Below are 16,156 nucleotides of genomic sequence, written 5' to 3' on the forward strand. Positions count from 1 at the left end.
ACGTGCCTGATGGTTACTTCAGGGTTTGGAACGCGATGCCTTCGTAGCGCCAGCCGTGTTGGCTGATCACGTTCTTCTCGGTCTCGTTGGTGGTGAACAGGTGGTCGCCGTTGCGCGGGTTGTACAGGCGGTACACGTCGATCGTGTCCTCGCTGTCCTCGGGCGCGAGGAACGCGACGCCCTCGTACTTCCAGCCGCCCTTCACCAAGGCGGCCTGCTCGACCGGATTCGTGGTGAGCATGTGCTTACCGCCGGGCCTGTAGTAGCGCTTGACCTCCACGCCTCCGGTCTTGACGCCCTTGAATCCGACGCCCTCCACCTTCCATGTGCCGGAAGCGAGCGCGTCGCGTTCCTTGGTGCCGGAGGTGAGCAGGTGCTCGCCGGTCTTCGGGTTGTACAGGCGGTACACATCATGCGTCTCGACCTGCGGTTCCGGTTTCGGTGTCGGCTTGGGCGTGGGGGTCGGCGTCGGAGTAGGCGTCGGCGTGGGGTCGGGGGTGAGCTCGTCCACGAGTTTCTGGGCGTCGTCGCGGGTCTTGACCGCGGCGTCCAGGTCCTTCCGGGCCTGTTCGACCGCGGCAGCCTTCTTCTGCTTGACGATCTCGTCCAACGCGGTCCGGGCGCTGCCCGTCGCGTCCTTGGCGGTGTCGGCGTCCTCGCGCGCCTTGTCCAGGGCCTGCTTGAGGGTCTTGACCTCCTGGCTGCCGGACGCGGCGATCAGACGGTCGTAGGCTTCCTGGGCCCGCTGGTAGGCACCCAGCTTCGCGTCCCGGTCCGCGATGAGGACCGTGAGCTCCTGCTTGAGCGAGGCCAGCATGGTCTCGGCATCCTTGAGCGCCGTCGAAATCCGCTGCTGTTCGGTCTCCAAGGAGGCCAGGGTCGTGGTCGCCTCGGATGCCGCCTTGTCGGCCTTGTGGGCCGCATCGAGCGCGTCGGCGGCCGTCGTCTTGGCGGTCTCGTACGCCTTGTTCTTGGTTTCGGCGTCCTTCCGGGCCTCCTCGAGCTGCTTGGCGGGGTCGCCGTGATCGGCGACGGCCTTGTCGTACGCGGCCTGCGCGGCCTCCGTCTCCTTGGCGCGAGACTGTGCGGTCTGCTTGGCCGCGGCCAGTGCCGCGGCGGCCTGTTCGGATTGGGTCTGCAGGGTCTTCACCGTGTCCGTGGCGGTCTGCGCGTCCTGGGTAGCTTGCTCGGATTCCGCCAGGGCCTCCTGATATGCCTGACCCGCGTTCTCCAGGTCGCTCTTATACTCCTGGATCTGCTTGCGGTACTCGGCGACGGTTACGCCGGAGCCGAAGCTAGCGGTGTTCTGCGCGTCGGTGTGGCCGTAGTGGCCACCGACGGCGTAGCCGTATCCGGTGATTTTCGTGTCCGGGTCGATGACGTTCAGGTAGTGGCCGACCTGCTCGTACAGGTCGTAGTTCTTGGTCATGAGCTCGTAGGCCGTCATGTTCTTGATGGACGGGTCGGCGGCCACCGCCTTGTCGTAGATGACCTTCTCCTCGTCGTACCAGCCGACGTACGGGTCGGTGTAGCCCCAGGACAGGTTCTGCGACTGGGTGTAGGTGCCCGGCAGGTGCTGGCGGTCGCCCGAGTAGGTGTTGTAGTCGGCGGCGAGCTGGGCCAGGGCGGTCTGCACGTCGTTGACCTTCCACTCGGTCAGGCCGAGCTTCCTGCGGAGCTCGTTGCCCTTCTCCAGGCGGTCGAGGGCGGTGAGCATGTTGTCCAGGCTCGTGGAGGAGTTCTGGTCGCCGAGCTTGAGCCAGGATTCGGACTGCTTGCCGGTGATCCTGTCCGCGGCGTCGGTCGCGCCCTTGCTCTCGAAGAAGCCGAGGCTACCTTTCTTGAGTTGTTCGGTGGCGGTTTCGGCCTTCTTCTTGGCCTCGTCGGCGGTGGTCTTGAGCTGGTTGGCGGTCTCCTGCTTGGTCTTGGCTTCGGCCTGGGCGTCCGTGAGGGCCTTGGCGGCGTTGTCGGCCGCGGTCTGCGCGTCCCGCTGGGCCTGTTCGGCCTGGGCCTGGGCCTGCTTGGCCTGGTCGAGCGCGTTCTTCAGCGTAGTGGTGGGGTCCTGGCCGGATTCGAGCTGCTGGACGAGTTCGTCGGCCTTGTCCTTGGCGGCCTTGGCGTCCTTTTCGGCCTGCTGGGCCTTGGCGAGTTCGTCGGCCTTGTCCTTCGCGGCCTGGTCCGCCTTCTCCTGGGCGGTTTTGGCGTCCGTGACCTTCTGGTCGATGCCGGTCTTGTCCTTGGCGAGCTGATCGGCCTCGGCCTGTTTCGCGTCGACCTCGCCGTTCTTCTCGTCCGCGGCGTCCTTGGCCTTGTCGTACGCGGTCTTCGTGTCGGTGGCGGCCTTGTCGGCGGCCGCGAGCTTGTCGGGGTCGATGCCGAGTTCTTTGACCTTGTCGTCGTACGCCTTCTGCGCGGCCTCGAGCTGGGTCTCGGCCTGCTGCTGCGTCTTGAGGGCCGCGTCCAGGTCGGCTTGGGCCTTCTGGACGTCCTGGTCGTCCTTGAAGTCGGCGGCTGTGAGCTGCTTGGCCTTGTCCAGTGCGGCCTGCTTGGCGGCCACGTCCTTCTGCGCGGTCTCGAGCTTGGCTTGGGCCTCGGCGAGCGTGTTGCTGGCCTCGGCCACCGCCTGCGCCTGCGGGCCGGGGTTGACGTCCTGGGCGATGGCGCCGGGGACCATGGTGGCCATTGCCGCCATGGCGGCGACCCCGGCCATGGTGCCCTTGATGATGTCCTTCTGGTATGCGGCGCGTTCGTTGATCCTGCGGCCGCTTGCGTGTCTGGCCATGATGACTCTCTTGTCTCTGTCTCTTCAATGGAGCGTTGTTCGGCGTCCGTCCTTGATACCGCCGGCCGGTCGCCGCGGAGGGCACGAACGGGCCCTCCTAAATGCGGATTATAAGCCGTGGACTGCCCGTGCGTGCCATCTGACACTCGACACGTGGATGACGAGACGAGGAAAATGGCGCGCCGGCGGGCGTTCGGCATGGCGGTCGCGGGGATGCGCAGGGAGCGCGGCCTGTCCCAGGAGGCGCTGGCGTTGGCCGCGGGCATGGACCGGTCGTTCATGGGCCGGGTCGAACGTGGCGAGCAGAGCGTGAGCCTGGACAAGATCTGGGCGATCTGCGACGTGCTGCGGGTCACGCCCTCGATCCTCTTCACCCGCGCGGAGGCGATCGCCGGACCGGAAGACCGGTGAGATTCGCATCCGTCGGCACCGGCGGGGCTGTCGTCTCTCCGCGGACGCCCATGGGACATGCGTCCGTATATATACGCGGTTAATGCCGCGCGACGCCGCGGTCGATGGCGGCGACCACGAGAATGGCCAGATTCGTGCCTTCGTCGATGGCCAGCGCGGTGATCGCCTGTTCCGAGGCCTGACGGTCGTCCCGTATCGTCCAGTAGAGGTATGCGGCGGTGGCATGCAGGGGCGCGCTCGTCCTATGACATGCCTCATGGGCGATGCGGTCGGCGGTGTCGCGGATTCTTGGCGTGTCCAGGATCATCGGTTCGCGGATGGCCCGGTTGAGGACGGTTGTCATGATGTGTCGTGCGGCCGGTGTGCGCGGCTCGTCCATGAGGGTTTCGATGGAGCTGATGGTGAGTGCCGGGTCGAGCGTGATGGCGATGGCCGCGTCACGACGATGTATGTCGGATTCGATGAAATCGCAGACGAATGTGGTGTCGGGCTCGTCCTGCGTGAGCGTGGTGTGGATGGCGATGGCTTCGGTATTGCCGTTCATGGTGTTCTCCCGGATGTTGAGTGATTTGTTTTTTCGCCGTCTTCGGCGGATGCTGGACTGGCGGACGGGGCGCGGGAGGGCAAGCCGGACACTCCGTGGTCGTGTGTGGATGGCTTGCCCTCCCGCGCCCTGTCCGTTAGGGTGGCCTCCGCGAAGAACGGGGAAATGCGGCCGCCGGAGCGGCCCGGGAAGAATGGATGACCAGTCGCACGGCGTGAGCCGGGCGTCCCGATCGACGCGCCGGCGTAGCCGGCTCCGTTGCCTGCATGCCCGCACTGCGATGGACATGTGGGGGAATTATGCTGATATGCCTTCGGTGCTGGTGGTGGCCGCGCCGACGGCGCGGCCGAGCCGCCCGCGCGGGGCCGTAGGCCCAAGCGCGAGGCGGCGGCTCGGTATATATACGCGGTTAATGCCGCGTGAGGAGTCAGCCGAGGGTGTCTATCAGCTGGAGATCATAGACGCTTCGGAACTGCACGACCTCGGATTCATTGCGGTCCAGGATGCAGCCGATCACATCGGCGGTCTTGATTCTTGCCTGGTACAGGTAGCGGGCGTGGCGTGATTGATACTCGCGGAGGAACCATTCGGCGACCTTCCTGTCCCAGGTCCAGGAGAAGGAATCGGCGGCCAGTTCAATCGCTTCGGCGCCGGCCCTATAGACCGTGAGCTCCTCCTGGCCGGAATAGGGAGCGGGAAGGCAGGCTGGTCCTTGTTTCGGCAGCTGCTTGACGGCCTCCCGCACGGCGAGCATGCCGTCGCCGTGGTAGCTGTAGCAGTCCAGCGCGAAGGCGGGCTTCATCTCGTCGGGCATGTTGTGGTATTCGCGGTCGAAGACCACGAGCATCAGCGCGTAGGCGGAGACCACCCGGTTCGCGAACTTCTTCCACTGCCCCTTGTCCGCCAGGCGTTTCGCCTCGGGGTAGAAGGAGACCATGCTCCAGATCATGTTCTTCCGATGGATCTCATCCAGTTCGCGGCGGGTGAGCGGCCTATCCGGGGTTGGCAGGGGCGCACGGTCGTTCAGGAGCCGTTCCATCGTCTTTCTGCGTCGGCGCAGCGACTGGTCTAAAAGCCATAGGATATCGCCCTTGTCGGGCATATACCGATCGGGAAGGCCCTCGTCCTCGTCCCACAGTTCCAGATCCTCGTCGTCCCAGCCCAGGTTATCCAGCGAAAGCAGCGGCATAGGATTCCACCTTTCCTTATATATAAGTAGTTTTTCGTGTAACCCCTATATGCGTTCCCGACACGGCTGGAAAGGCGTATGACGTTATGACATGTGTGACGAGCCTTCTTCTGTTCCCGGAAAAGAAAAGGACTGTCATTGACTGAGTGGCATAATCTTGGGAAAGTCCCGTCACACATGTCACATTGTCATTGCGCGGGTCACATGATGATGTCCCTGTCCACGGCGGCCGCCACATCGCCGGTACGGTCGGGCCACAGGTCGGCGTACGTGTCAAGGGTTTCGGCGGCGCTGGCATGCCCCATCACCTTCTGGACCGTCTTCACATCTGCTCCCGATTTGATGGCTATGGATGCGTACGTGTGCCGGAGCGAGTGGATCACCAATCCTGGGATCTCGTCCATGCCCGCGGCCCGTAGGGCCGGGAACCAGGTGCGGACTCTCCAGTTCTGGGTGTTGTTCGCCCCGCCTCTCGGGGCTCGGAACAGGTAACCTCCGTCATCGCATTCCCGGACGAGTTCCCCGAGCCGTGGCATCAGGCTGGAGGGGATGGGCACGCGACGGCTCCGATTGCCTTTGGGTAAGGTCTCCGTTATATGGCCCTCCCTGTCCACCGACTGCGTTTTCGTGATTGCGAGCGTGCGCGCGTCGAAATCGACGTCCCCGCACCGCAACGCGAAGGCCTCGCCGATGCGGATTCCCGTGTAGGCGAGTACGTACACGACGGTCGCGTCGGCCTCGCTCATCCCATCGGCGATGGCCTTGATCTCGGCTGGTACGAGATACACGCGAGGCTGGGCGACGGTCATTCTGGGCATCTTCACCTTGCCCATGGGATTGTGCTGCATCCAACCGGATTCGACGGCGAATTTGAGCACGGCGCCCATGACGATCGTGACGATCGATCTGATCGATTTGGGCGCCAAAGGCCGTGGCGTTCCCCGCCGTCCGGCGTATGGCGCCTTGCCTTCCGCCAGCTGCGCCACCCATGTCTGTATCGAGCCCGTCGTGATACGCCCCAACGGCACCTTGCCCCATCTGGGCAGGACCCATACGCGCAGCTCGCGCACGTACCGGCTCTCTGTTGCTCCCTTGATCGTCCCTGTCAGGGTCTGCCTCCATAGGTCGGCGACGTCTCCGAAGGTGCGTTCCAAGTCTTTCGGATTCACGTACTTGCCGGAGCGGATATCGTCCTCGATGGAGGCCCTGAATGCCTCGGCGGACTGGTAGTCCTTGAAGCTGCGGCGCTTCCGTCCCTCGTCCGCCTGCCAGAACACCATCCACCGTCGTCCCCTGCCGAACTCGGAGGTTCGGAACTCGTCGGGCACGTTGGCCCTCTCGGGGTGGTCGATGTTCATGGCAAGGGAGCGTTTCGCCCCGGCCGGCGGATCGATCCTCACCACCGTGCCGTCCGCCAAGGTCTTCTCCGTGCCGCGCAGCCAGCGATCCTGTATCCATGCCCGTGCCATGACCGCGCCTATGCCTCTCGCCGCGATCCGCACATAGGGGAAGGCATGAACATATTCGAAGAAGATCCGATGCGACTGCTCACGCCCGCGCAGACGGCCGGCATTCTCAACGTGCCTGTCTCCACGCTCGCCCGCTGGCGCAGCGAACGCCGGGAGCTGCCGTATGTCAAGGTCGGGAAGCTGGTCCGATACCGCCGGACGGACCTCGATACATGGGTCGGGGAGCACACCGTGCCCCCGCTCAAAGAGTGACGGGAAGCACCAGTCATGTACCCCGCGTGTACCCCCATACGCAGAAGGCGGAATCCGAAGGTCTCAAACCCTTGGAATTCCGCCGTTTCTGTCGGGCTAGCCGGATTTGAACCGGCGACATCCTGCTCCCAAAGCAGGCGCGCTACCAAGCTGCGCTATAGCCCGTCATGCCGTTGCATCGCCGGCATGGGCACATGCGGCGACGGCACAAGAAGACATTGTATCGCATATCCGGACCGGGACACGGGATACAATGAAGATTTGGCAAGATTCGTCCGCGAAGCGTTACCGGCAGCGGAACCATAAACGGAAGGAGCACCCATGGGACGTCATCAGCGCGCGGAGACCTCCGGCCTGATCTCCTTCCTGATCTGCGCCGTGGTGGGCGCCGTGTCCATGAACATCTACATGGAATACGCGCCGGCCATCTGGCAGCTCACCCAGCGCCGGTTCATGGTGTGTTCGGGCATCGTGGCCGGCTGCGGCGTCATCTCCTTCATCATCGGATACGCCAGCAAGTCACGCTCGCTGAACCTCAATCACGGCTGGTTCGCGCCGATTCGCCGCATCGTGGAGATCGTGGCCCTCTCAGTGGTGTACGCATCCACGATATTCCTCTCCTCGTTCGCCCTGATCGGCGCCGCGAACGACATGATGGGCAACGCCATCTTCTCCGGCTACATCTCCAGCGTCTGCGCCGGATTCGCCGGCGTGGTGGGATACATGACCTTCGTGCAGGCCGAGCTGATGAACGCCAAGACCATTGCGAGCCTGCTGCCGTTCTTCGTGATCTCCGGCGTGGTGACCGCCGGCATGACCACCGACGACCCGTACTGGTATCACAACAACTTCTCCCAGCTCGGCGACCGCACCACCTTCGCCGCCCGCATGTTCAACTCCACGCTCATGCTGGCGGGCACGTGCATCATCATCGTCAGCTACTTCGCCATCTCCGAGCTGGTGACCACCGAGCGTCTGCAGCGACTGTGGCACGACCGCACCAACAAGGACCCGAACCGCGGCTACGACATCCCGCACTTCATGGCGCGCATCACCATCCTGTCCGCGCTGCTGACCATCTCGGGCCTGGCGTTCATCGGCATCGGCGCATTCCGTTACACGCCGCATAATCTCATGCACAACGTGTGCGCCAAGGGCCTGCCGTTCGTGATGCTGGTGCTGTTCGTCTGCCTGCCCTGGCTCGCCCCGCGCCTGTCCAAGGCGGTGATGGTGGCCTCCGATCTGGCCGCGCTGGTGTGCGCGGGGTTCTGGGCCAACATGATGATGGGACACAACACGCTCACCAACGTTGAGGCGTTGGCCGGTCTCATGTTCCTGGGCTGGTTCATCGTGTTCTCGCGGCAGATCGCCGCCATCGAGGCCGATCGCGTGGCCGCGCAGCTGCTGCATGCGCAGATGGTCGAGGGTGGGCTCGACAAGGACGACGAATCCGAGCATATCGAATCCCGCATCGCCGCGGACAAGTGACGTCGTCTCAATACCGGTTGAATTCTTCGGAACCACCCCTCATTCAACCTACGGCATCTACGGCTGACAGCTCCCCCTGACAGGGGGAGCCAAAGAACCTTGGTATCACGATGGGCCGCTCCCCCAGCGAAAGCAGGGAAGCGGCCCATCGTGTATTTGGCTAAGACTCAGTATCCTCAGCCCTCGGTCGGCTCGAACGGGCGCTTGGGCTTCTTGGCGCTGATGAGCATCAGGAAGCTGCGCGCCTGCGCGGTGATCACGAACCCGGCCTCGTAGCTCAGCTCGGGGCCCTTGGGATTGTGTGTGTCCACGATGAGCTGCCACTTGCGGCCGTACCGTTCGTCCGGCAGCGTGAACATGATGGGCTCGTAGTGGGCGTTGAAGATGAGGATGAAGTCGTTGTCGACCATCCGGTTGCCGTACCAGTCCACTTCGGGGATGTCCGAACCGTTCAGGTAGATCATCATGGAGAAGGCGTGGGTGTTCTGCCAATCCTCCATGTCCATGATGGAACCGGTGTGGTCGAACCATTCGACCTGCGGGATCTTGTTCGAATCGTCTCCGGGCTCGCGTCCGGTGAAGAAACGACGGCGGTGCAGGACAGGATGGTTGAGTCGCAGGTGGATGAGCTTGGAGACGAACGCCAGCATGTCCTTCTGGTCCCTGTTGAGGTCCCAGTTGGTCCAGGAGATCTCGTTGTCCTGGCAGTAGGCGTTGTTGTTGCCCTGCTGGGTGCGTTCCACCTCGTCGCCGGCGCAGATCATCGGGATGCCCTGGCTGAACAGCAGCGTGGAGAACATGTTGCGGATCTGACGCTGGCGCAGGTCGTTGACGTCCCGGATGTTGGTGGGGCCTTCCACGCCGCAGTTCCAGGAGCGGTTGTTGGATTCGCCGTCCCGGTTGCCTTCGCCGTTGGCCTCGTTGTGCTTCTCGTTGTAGCTCACGAGGTCGTTCAGGGTGAAGCCGTCGTGCGCGGTGATGAAGTTCACGGAGGCCACCGGGCGACGGCCGTTGACCTGGTACAGGTCGGAGCTGCCCATGAGGCGCGAGGCGAACTCGGGCAGCGTGGACGGCTGCGAGCGCCAGAAGTCGCGTACGGTGTCGCGGTAGCGTCCGTTCCATTCGGACCAGCTGGACGGGAAGCCGCCCACCTGATAGCCGCCGGAGCCCAGATCCCATGGTTCGGCGATGAGCTTGACGCGGCTGATCACCGGATCCTGCTCCACGATGTCGAAGAACGCGGAGAGCTTGTCGACTTCCTGGAACTGGCGGGCCAGCGTGGCGGCCAGATCGAAGCGGAAGCCGTCCACGTGCATTTCGGTGACCCAGTAGCGCAGGGAGTCGGTGATGAGCTGCAGGGCGTGCGGCGAGCGCATGAGCAGCGAGTTGCCGGTGCCGGTGGTGTCGAAGTAGTGCATCTGGTCGCCGTCCACCAGACGGTAGTACGACTGGTTGTCGATGCCCTTGAAGCTCAGCGTGGGGCCCATGTGGTTGCCTTCGGCGGTGTGGTTGTACACCACGTCGAGGATGACCTCCATGCCGGCGCGATGGTAGGCCTTGACCATGCACTTGAACTCGTTGACCTGCTGGCCGCGTTCGCCGGAGCTGGAGTAGGCGTTGTGCGGGGCGAAGAAGCCGATGGTGTTGTATCCCCAGTAGTTGGACAGGCCCTTCTCCTGGAGGAACGAGTCGTTGACGAACTGGTGGATCGGCATGAGCTCGATGGCGGTGACGCCGAGCTTCTTCAGGTATTCGATGACGCTCGGGTACGCCAGGCCGGCGTAGGTGCCTCGGATGTCCGGCGGCACGTCGCGGTTGAGGTTGGTCATGCCGCGCACGTGGGCCTCGTAGATCACGGAATCGTGGTACGGGATGTACGGGTGCTGGTCGTTGCCCCAGTCGAAGTAGGGGTTGATCACGGCCGACTTCATGGTGTGGGCGGCCGAGTCGAGCGTGTTCATGGACGAGAGGTCGTCTGGGCTCCTGAACCAGTAGGAGAAGAGGCTTTCGTCGCCGTCGATGTTGCCTTCGATGGCCTTGGCGTACGGGTCGAGCAGCAGCTTGTTGGGGTTGCACCGCAGGCCGTGCACCGGGTCGTACGGGCCGTAGACGCGGTAGCCGTAGCGCTGTCCGGGCTGGAGGCCGGGGATGTAGTTGTGCCACACATACGAGTTCTGCTCGGTCATTTCGATGCGCGTCTCGACGTCGTTGTCGTCGAAGAGGCACAGTTCGACCTTCTGCGCAACCTGCGAGTAAAGGGCGAAGTTGACTCCGGCGCCGTCATAGCTGGCACCCAGAGGGTACATTGATCCAGGTCTGATCTGCATGTTTCCAGTATCCCACCTTTCTTGTTACCGGTGTACCGGTGGAGTGAACGTCAGGCGAACAGCGACTTGTCGTGCGTGTCCGGGTCCTTGCGCTGGGCGATGAGACGGCGCAGCGCCTCGTGTTGGATGGCGATCATCGAATTGGAGGCGGTGATGCGTGTGGCCACCAGGTCGCTCCAGGGGATCCATGCGGATTCCACGTGCTCGTCCGGGTCGAAGTGGCGTTCCTCCCGTGTGAACGGGCCGAGGTGCAGCACCATGATGTGCGCCAGTTCGTCGGTCATGCCCTCGGAGGAGTAGAAGTCGCCCACGTAGTCCACGCCCATCACGTCGCGGTCCGGCACCACGCCGGTCTCCTCGGCGAGTTCGCGCAGGGCGGCGTCCATCATGTCCTCGCCTTCGTCCATGAGGCCTGCGGGCAGTCCGTAGGCGAACATGTCCGAGCCGGCGCGGTATTCGCGTTCGATGAGGTAGCGGTCGGTGGACATGTCGTGCACGAGCATCACCACGCAGGGCGCGTGACGCAGTACCTGACGGCTGATCTCGTGTTCCCGGCCCTGCTTGTCGGTCAGGGCGAGCCGCATGTCGTCCACGTGGAAGATGCGGCCGGTGTACACGGTCTCGCTGCTGATCACCTTGGCCGGCACGTCCATGTCGATGCCGTCCGAGCTGGCGTTGAGCTTGCGGTCGAGCCGGTGTTCGAGCTGTTCCTGTTTGCTTGGTTTGTTGTTGCCAAACACTCCTGTGAGGCCTCCTTGTAAGGGGTGCGTCGCGTGCGCGGCGGATTTTCGCGGGCGATGTGCCGTCGGCCCGATGCCGGGTCCTACGCCGAGCCCGTTCGGGCCCGGCGCCCGGTTCACTGCCGGTGCGAGGTGATGGACAGGGTCCACGGGTCGGTGGTGGTATGCAGCCATGCGACGTCGGGACGCTGGCCGGTGGCCGTTTCGATGGCTGCCGGCACGTCTTCGATCGCGTAGTTGAACCACATCGATTCGATGGCCGCGTGCGGCGTGTTGATGAGGTACGGGCGGGTTCTTGCATCGCCCTGTCCCAGCGCGATGCCGGCGGCGCGCATGCGGGCCTCGTAGCGGGCCTGTTCGATGGCGTCGGTCGTCGGATGATGGCGCAGGTCGCTGGTCACGTACACGTCCACGCCGGCGGCGCGCACCTCGTCGAACAGGGAATCGCCGGAGCCGGGCAGCACGGCCACGGTTTCGACCGGCGCGTCCAGATCGCCGCACACCTGTACGCCGAGTGCGGTGGCCATGCCGTGGTCGTTCACCTCGTCGAACACGCGCTGCGCGAAGTCACCGAGGGCGATGGGTTCAGGCAGGCGTCCCACGCGGCCCAGGCCCACGGGATGTCCGGCACGTTCGGCGTCCGGATCGGCGATGGGTACGAGTGGCTTCTGGTCGATGAGACCGAAATGGTCGGCCGCGGCCTGTCCCACGCCGCGCCATGCGGAGTCGGCGTTGGTGTGCCCCACCCAGAGCGCGCAACCGTGCTGGTAGAGCCTGCGTACGATGTCGCCGCGGAAGCCGAGTCCGCCCGTTTCGTGTACGGCCCGGAAGTACAGCGGATGATGGGTGACGAGCAGGTCGGCTCCCGCCTCGATGGCCTGGTCGATGATGGCTGAGGTCGGGTCGGCCGCGAACACGATCTTGCCGATGCTCTGGCTCAGGTCGCCCACGATGAGGCCGGGCTCGTCCCATGATTCGGCGTAGCGCAGCGGGTAGAGGGCTTCCAAGGCGTCGATGACTTGCTTCAGATTCGGCATACGTTTCATTGTAACGTTCTCAAGCCGCCGACACCGGCATTGCCGTACCCGACCGTCCGAAACCTGCTGGACACGGCGGGCCTCTGGCAAGTTTCGACCGCGAAAAGGTGATTCCGCGGCCGAAATTTGATAGCGTCCTTCGATTTTCGTCGGCACCCGTCCGAAGATCAGTGGGCGGCGAGCTGCCAGTCGGCACCGATGCCGCAGGAGACGTCCAGCGGCACGGCGAGGTGCACGGCGTGTTCCATGGCGTCGCTGACCAGCGCGGTCACCCGTTCGCCCTCCCCCGGTGCGATTTCGACCACGAGTTCGTCGTGGATCTGCAGGATGATGCGGCTTTTCACGCCGGCCTCGCGCAGCGCCTGGTCGGCCCGGATCATGGCGATCTTCATGATGTCGGCGGCGGAGCCCTGGATCGGCGCGTTGAGCGCGGCGCGTTCGGCGGCTTCCCTGGCCACGCGGTTCGTGGAACGCAATGCCGGGAAGTAGCGGCGGCGGCCGAAGATGGTCTCCGTGTACCCTTCCTTGCGGGCGGAGGACACGAGCGATTCCAGATAGTCGTGCACCTTGCCGAAGGTGTCGAAGTAGCGGTTCTTGAGCGCCTCGGCCTCGCGCGGGGCGATGCCCAGCTGTTGGGCGAGACCGTAGGTGCTCAGGCCGTAGGCCAGACCGTAGCTCATGGCCTTCACATGGGTGCGCTGGTCGCTGGTGATCTCGTCGACCGGCACCTTGTAGACCATCGAGGCCACGTACTTGTGGAAATCGGCGCCGGAACGGAACGCCTCGATGAGCGCCTCGTCGCCGGACAGGTCGGCCATGATGCGCAGCTCGACCTGCGAGTAGTCGCAGCTCATCAGGGACTCGTACCCCTCCCCCGGTACGAACGCGCTGCGGATCTCGCGGCCGGCGGCGTTGCGGTTGGGGATGTTCTGCAGGTTCGGGTCGGTGGAGCTCAGTCGGCCGGTGGCGGCCACGGTCTGCTCGTACGTGGTGTGGATGCGCGTGTCCTTGCGGTTCACGGCATCGATCAGCGTCTGCACGATCTGCTTGAGCTTGTTGGTCTCACGGTGCCTGAGCAGCGCGCCGAGGAACCCGTTGGCCTGCTCGTTGTCGATGGACTTCAGGTACAGGGTCTGCAGTGCGGCGGCGTTGGTGGTGTATGAACCGGTTTTGGTGCGCTTGGTGGGTTTCAGGCCCATGTCCTCGAACAGCACCTTCTGCAGCTGCTTGGGGCTTTGCAGGTTGATCTGCGAGCCGGCGAACTGCCATGCCATGTTCTGCGCCATGCCGGCGTCGGCGGCGAACTGGTCGCGGATGCCGGTGATGCGTCCCAGGTCAACGGCGGCTCCGGTGTGCTCCATGCCGTGCAGCACGCGGGATACGGGCAGTTCCACCGCGCGCATGAGCCAGCACTGTTCGCGTTCGTCGATGATCGGGCCCAGCAGGTGCGTCAATCCCCTGATGACGGCGAGGTCACGCAAGCGGCTCTCGTCCGGCTGTCCGTCGTCCGTTGCATCCGATTCGGCCGTCTCGTCGGCGAAGTCGAGCGTGCCCTGTTCGGGTTCGGCGGATTCGTCCGCATGGAAGTCGAGGAAGTGTTCGGCGGCCTGGGCGAGGGAATCCGCATGGAAGTCCGGCTCGGCCAGGTATCCGGCGAGCTTGGTGTCGAACATCGGCAGGTCCATGTCGAGGCCCGCGGCACCCAGCAGATGCAGGAGCTCCTTGTAACCGTGGACGATGGCACGCTGGTGCTCTCCGTCCAGGAAGGTCTGCACGGCCTGGCGCAACGGTTCGTCAATCGGCGCGTTGACGACTGCGGCCTGGTCCCCCACGCAGATGGCCAACGACTGCATCGTGGCGCGTCCGGGGCGCACGTCGCCCCACGCGGTCACGGTCCAGGCATGGTTGACGGCATCGCCGCAGACGGTATGGCGGTCGGCGCCCTGATAGTCGGCGTCGGCGACGGTGAAATCGGCCACCTCATCCGGCACGTTCACCGAAGCGCGATGGCCGGCGATCCATGCGTCGAAGGCCTCCGGCGAATTGATCACCGTGGCTTCGGGCGGGTTCAGCGAAACGACGGATTCATCATCATCCGCTCCGGTATCGGCACCGGACGCGGCCTGAGCGGCGGAGACGCCGTTGTTGAAGGTCTTGAGCATGCGGGTGCGGGTGCGGCCGCCGAACTCGAGCTCCTTGAACAGCTCGTCCAATGCGGTGGTGTCCACGTTGCCGAACGTCAGGTCCTTGACCTCGACGCCGAGATCCACGTCCCGTACCAGGGCGTTGACCTTGCGGTTGAGCTTGACCTGGTCGATGCTGGCCCGCAGCGCCTCGCCCTTCTTGCCTCCGATTTCGTCGGCGTGCTCGCAGATGGCGTCAAGGGAGCCGAACTGGTTGATCCACTTGGCCGCGAAGCCGTCGCCCACGCCGGGCACGCCGGGGATGTTGTCCGCGGTTTCGCCGCGCAGGGCCGCCAGATCGGGGTATTGCGCAGGCGTGACCTTGTACTTGTCCACCACGGCCTGCGGGGTCATGTGCTTCAGATCCTTGAAGTGATGCCCCGGATAGAGCACGGTGACGTTGTCGTCGATGAGCTGGAAGGCGTCACGGTCGCCGGACAGCACGAGCGTATGGTAGCCGTCATGATCGCCCATGGTGGCGAGCGTGGCGATGACGTCGTCGCCTTCGTATCCCGGCTTTTCGATGTAGGTGATGCCGAGCGCCGTCAACATGCGCTGGATGAGCGGCAGCTGGGTGAGCAGTTCCTCGGGGGCAGCGTCGCGGGTGCCCTTGTACTGCGGCAGCATCTCGTTGCGGAAGGTGCCGCCCTTCACATCGAAGGCAACGGCGAGATGGTCCGGCTTCTCGGCGTCGACCACCTGGGCGAGCATACTGGCGAAGCCCCATACGGCGTTGGTGGCCTGCCCGGCTTCGGTGCTGAAGTTATCGACAGGCAGGGCGAAGAACGCGCGGAAGGCCAAAGAATGGCCGTCCACCACCAGCAGGGTGCGGGTGATGGACGGCTCGACGTTGTGCTGTACGGTCAACGATCGATCAGCGCTCATCCGAATCGGAGGGCTTCGGATCGCCGTACTTGGCGATGATGGCCATGGCCAGACGCTTCTTCGGGATGCGCTGGTCCATGGAGGTCTTCTGAATCCAGCGGAAGGCGCCCTGCTCGGAGAAGTCGGCCTTGTCCATCAGCAGGCCCTTGGCGCGATCCACGAGCTTGCGCTCCTCGAGGGTGTCCTCGGCCTTCTTGAGCTTCTCCTCGGTCTCCTTGAGCTGCTCGTTGGCTTCCTTGAGCTTGCGCTCGCCACGCTCCACGGTGTCCAGCAGGTCGTTGATTTCGGCGAAACGGCCCATGGCCACTTCAAGGGTGGGCAGCAGCTTGGATTCCTCGTACGGCTTGGTCACGTACGCCATGGCGCCGGCGCCGGTGGCCTTCTTGACCAGATCGGTCTGGGAGAAGGCGGTGAGCATGACCACGGGGGCGATGTTCTCGTCGCAGATGATGCCGGCGGCGGCGATGCCGTCCATGCGCGGCATCTTGACGTCCATGCACACCACGTCCGGACGGTACTTGCGGGTGAGCTCCACAGCCTCCTCGCCGTTGGCGGCCTGACCGACGACCTCGTAGCCGTTGTCCTCGAGCATGGCGACCAGATCCATACGGTTCACGGCCTCGTCCTCGGCCACCACCACGGTGCGGGGACCGTCCTCGGACTTGGCGGGGGCCGGCTCGGCCTCATCCTCCACGCCCGCGGCGGCCTTGAGTTCCGCGTCAGTCAACACCTCATCGACGTTGATGCTCGGTTCCTCGGACTTCTTCCTTGCAGCCATACCAACCTCTTTCCTTAGCCCCAACGGACACACGCCCACCAAGGCTTACCGGTAAATCTGACATTGAAATG

Annotated in this window: 12 protein-coding genes and 1 tRNA gene; 3 read left to right on the forward strand and 10 right to left on the reverse strand. The window is 64.3% G+C overall.

What is annotated here, in order from left to right:
• Positions 1-13: 13 nt before the first annotated feature.
• Positions 14-2,782 (reverse strand): CAP domain-containing protein, encoded by a 2,769-nt coding sequence (locus tag JS536_RS07680; protein WP_214356457.1) that lies wholly within the window; start codon positions 2,780-2,782, stop codon positions 14-16.
• Positions 2,783-2,935: 153 nt separating this feature from the next.
• Between JS536_RS07680 and JS536_RS07685 the strand changes: the two genes are divergently transcribed.
• The gene (locus JS536_RS07685) at positions 2,936-3,193 is read left to right on the forward strand and encodes a helix-turn-helix domain-containing protein (protein ID WP_214356458.1); all 258 of its coding nucleotides are present in this window, start codon (positions 2,936-2,938) and stop codon (positions 3,191-3,193) included.
• Positions 3,194-3,272: 79 nt separating this feature from the next.
• Here the strand turns inward: JS536_RS07685 and JS536_RS07690 are convergent, their stop codons facing one another.
• The 3 genes from JS536_RS07690 to JS536_RS07700 all read right to left on the reverse strand — a co-directional run bounded on the left by JS536_RS07690 (position 3,273) and on the right by JS536_RS07700 (position 6,395).
• A complete protein-coding gene (locus JS536_RS07690) occupies positions 3,273-3,737 on the reverse strand; it encodes a hypothetical protein (RefSeq protein ID WP_214356459.1) in 465 nt (154 codons plus the stop codon).
• 427 nt (positions 3,738-4,164) lie between these two features.
• Positions 4,165-4,926: a hypothetical protein gene (locus tag JS536_RS07695; RefSeq protein WP_214356460.1), complete on the reverse strand. Its 762-nt coding sequence runs from the start codon at positions 4,924-4,926 to the stop codon at positions 4,165-4,167.
• 200 nt (positions 4,927-5,126) lie between these two features.
• Positions 5,127-6,395 (reverse strand): site-specific integrase, encoded by a 1,269-nt coding sequence (locus JS536_RS07700; protein ID WP_214356461.1) that lies wholly within the window; start codon positions 6,393-6,395, stop codon positions 5,127-5,129.
• Between the two features lie 45 nt (positions 6,396-6,440).
• On the opposite strand from JS536_RS07700, the gene JS536_RS07705 reads away from it, so the two are divergent.
• Positions 6,441-6,647, forward strand: a complete 207-nt coding sequence (locus tag JS536_RS07705) for a helix-turn-helix domain-containing protein (protein ID WP_214356462.1) — start codon at positions 6,441-6,443, stop codon at positions 6,645-6,647.
• Between the two features lie 91 nt (positions 6,648-6,738).
• Here JS536_RS07705 and JS536_RS07710 read toward each other — a convergent pair.
• A tRNA-Pro gene (locus JS536_RS07710) sits at positions 6,739-6,812 on the reverse strand.
• 156 nt (positions 6,813-6,968) lie between these two features.
• Here JS536_RS07710 and JS536_RS07715 point away from each other — a divergent pair.
• Entirely contained in the window at positions 6,969-8,135 is a 1,167-nt protein-coding gene (locus JS536_RS07715) for an ABC transporter permease (protein ID WP_214303586.1), read from the forward strand.
• Positions 8,136-8,311: 176 nt separating this feature from the next.
• Here the strand turns inward: JS536_RS07715 and glgX are convergent, their stop codons facing one another.
• The 5 genes from glgX to JS536_RS07740 form a co-directional block, all read right to left on the reverse strand.
• On the reverse strand, positions 8,312-10,441 hold the full coding sequence (glgX, locus tag JS536_RS07720) for a glycogen debranching protein GlgX (protein ID WP_214356482.1): 2,130 nt from the start codon (positions 10,439-10,441) through the stop codon (positions 8,312-8,314).
• A gap of 71 nt (positions 10,442-10,512) precedes the next feature.
• Complete coding sequence (locus tag JS536_RS07725; protein WP_217625130.1) at positions 10,513-11,115, reverse strand: NUDIX hydrolase; 603 nt, start codon at positions 11,113-11,115, stop codon at positions 10,513-10,515.
• Positions 11,116-11,318: 203 nt separating this feature from the next.
• Positions 11,319-12,239 (reverse strand): Nif3-like dinuclear metal center hexameric protein, encoded by a 921-nt coding sequence (locus JS536_RS07730; protein ID WP_214356464.1) that lies wholly within the window; start codon positions 12,237-12,239, stop codon positions 11,319-11,321.
• Between the two features lie 167 nt (positions 12,240-12,406).
• Positions 12,407-15,307 carry a DNA polymerase I gene (polA, locus tag JS536_RS07735; RefSeq protein ID WP_214356465.1) on the reverse strand — a complete coding sequence of 967 codons (2,901 nt, stop codon included), beginning with the start codon at positions 15,305-15,307 and terminating at the stop codon, positions 12,407-12,409.
• Entirely contained in the window at positions 15,297-16,085 is a 789-nt protein-coding gene (locus JS536_RS07740; protein WP_109058138.1) for a response regulator, read from the reverse strand. Before JS536_RS07740 ends, polA begins: the two co-directional genes overlap by 11 nt.
• Positions 16,086-16,156: the final 71 nt, after the last annotated feature.

The organism is Bifidobacterium sp. SO4 (genome assembly GCF_018555355.1).
GTDB lineage: Bacteria > Actinomycetota > Actinomycetes > Actinomycetales > Bifidobacteriaceae > Bifidobacterium > Bifidobacterium miconisargentati.